Raw genomic sequence first — 1,877 nt, forward strand, 5'->3', positions numbered from 1 at the left:
GCCCATGGGAGCCCTGACCGAAGCGCACAATCAAGCACTCGACAAGATCTCCAGGCAAGAGCAGGACAGCTTCGCCGTCGATTCGCACACCAAAGCCGCCCGCGCGACCAAGGACGGTGTTTTCTCGATGACGAAATTGTGCCGGTCACCCTCACCCGGAAAGGCCAGACGTACGAAGTGACGCAGGACGAAGGTGTGCGGGCCGAGGCCAGTGTCGACTCGCTTGGCGCGCTCCGGCCGGCCTTCCATCACTCCGGCACGGTCACCGCCGGAAGCGCCTCGCAACTGTCCGACGGTGCCTGTGCAGTAGTGGTGATGAACAACGCCGTCGCCGAACGCCGGGGGCTGCGCTGGCTCGCCGAAATCACCGGCCACGGTCTCGTCGCGAGACCCGACTCGACCTTGCAGTCCCACCCGGCGGAAGCCATCAAGGCCACCCGCTCGGCCGCGGGTCTCACGCCGGCCGAACTGGACCTGGTCGAAATCAACGAGGCGTTCGCCGCCGTCGGTATCGCCGCCACCCGGGAATTGGGGCTCGCTCCCGCGGTGGTCAACGTCAACAGTGGCGCGATTGCCATCGGCCACCCGCTGGGGATGTCCGACGCCCGCGTCGTCTTGCATCTCGCGCTCGAGCTCTCGCGCCGTGGCGTGGCGTGGCGTGGCGGCACTGTGTCGTGGCGGCGGCCAAGGGCAGGCAATCGTGCTGCGCTCTCCCCAAGGGTTGCGAAGGAGCAATTGAGACGGAGGTCGACACCAGAGTCGACGACGCCGCGATGATCGATTTCGTCCGGTCGTGGCATCTGTACGGAGGCGGTAGTGATGAGGAGATCTTCACGCGTTCGACCTCAAGGCCCATGCTTTCTTCCAGCGTGTCCTCATGCTCCTGACGGTCGGGGAAACGGGGGAGCTGTCTCCTGCCACGGTCGACGCCATGCGGAAAGTGTGCCGTGCCCGGCTGTGACTCGACCGCGAAGGTGCACGCCAAGTCTGATCTAGTTCATCGACACGGTTCGGAAGAAACACAATCCGAGTGTGGCAGCTCCGTTGACAGTGCGCGCCGCAGGATGTCGAGCATCCAGTCCGGCTCGCTCTAGTCGTGTTCCGCCCCGGCCGCGGCAGTCCTGGGGGAGCCGCCGCCTACAGGGGAGCCGGTGGGCGCGCGTGCAGTATTCGCTTCATGCCAGCGGCGGCCACAGGACATCGCTCTGTTTGAGGATTGCAGGATCAGGGCGGTTTCGACGGACGTCGCCTTCGCGAGGATCGCCGACGTGGAGAACCATTCGTACAGGGCGGCCTTGTTTGCCACCCGTAGCTCGATGAAGATCTGGTTCTCACCGACGACGGCGGCCGCCGGCCGCAATTCGGTTCGGTTTCAGCGCCCGATCGACGTGACATCTGAGGCMTCATAGCAGTTGACCCCACCGTGCCCGTCCGAATGCCCTTTGCAGTCAAGTGCGCAGTGGACGGGTCCTCGGTCCACATCGACGCCGCCGACCCGAACGGAATTCCATTGGTAATGGTGACGGCCTCTTCCACGGTGTCGAACGGAAGGAACACCAGGACAGGACCGAAGATCTCCGGCTGCGCCGCACCGCGTCCGGGGACACCCCCGTCGAGAACGGGGGGGTCCCATGTAGTCGCCGCCAATCTCGACCAATGCGCGCGAGCAGCAGCGACCGCAACCGCGCCCTGGGCGACCGCGGCGTCAACGTATCCGAGTACCCGCTGCAGGGCATTCTCCTCAACCATCGCCCCCAATGTCGTTGCAGAATCGAGCGGATCGGCGTGCGTGAGGGCTTTCGCTCGGCRCACAACCGCTTCCAAGTTCGTCTCGGCGGGAGCGGTGCACTATCAGGCGTGAGCGGCCGGAGCAGATC

Annotated in this window: 2 protein-coding genes and 1 pseudogene; 1 reads left to right on the forward strand and 2 read right to left on the reverse strand. The window is 65.3% G+C overall.

Annotated elements, in window-relative coordinates; translation table 11 throughout:
• Window positions 1-739, forward strand: a pseudogene (locus AC1D1G_RS44780) (acetyl-CoA C-acyltransferase); the annotation flags it as partial.
• A 351-nt stretch (window positions 740-1,090) separates the two neighbouring features.
• Here the strand turns inward: AC1D1G_RS44780 and AC1D1G_RS44785 are convergent.
• Window positions 1,091-1,306 (reverse strand): hypothetical protein, encoded by a 216-nt coding sequence (locus tag AC1D1G_RS44785; protein ID WP_477956896.1) that lies wholly within the window; start codon window positions 1,304-1,306, stop codon window positions 1,091-1,093.
• A complete protein-coding gene (locus AC1D1G_RS44790; protein WP_477956895.1) occupies window positions 1,225-1,824 on the reverse strand; it encodes an aldehyde dehydrogenase family protein in 600 nt (199 codons plus the stop codon). The genes AC1D1G_RS44785 and AC1D1G_RS44790 overlap by 82 nt, the downstream gene beginning before the upstream one ends.
• Window positions 1,825-1,877 lie beyond the last annotated feature (53 nt).

It is taken from the genome of Rhodococcus sp. P3_B8, assembly GCF_056402775.1.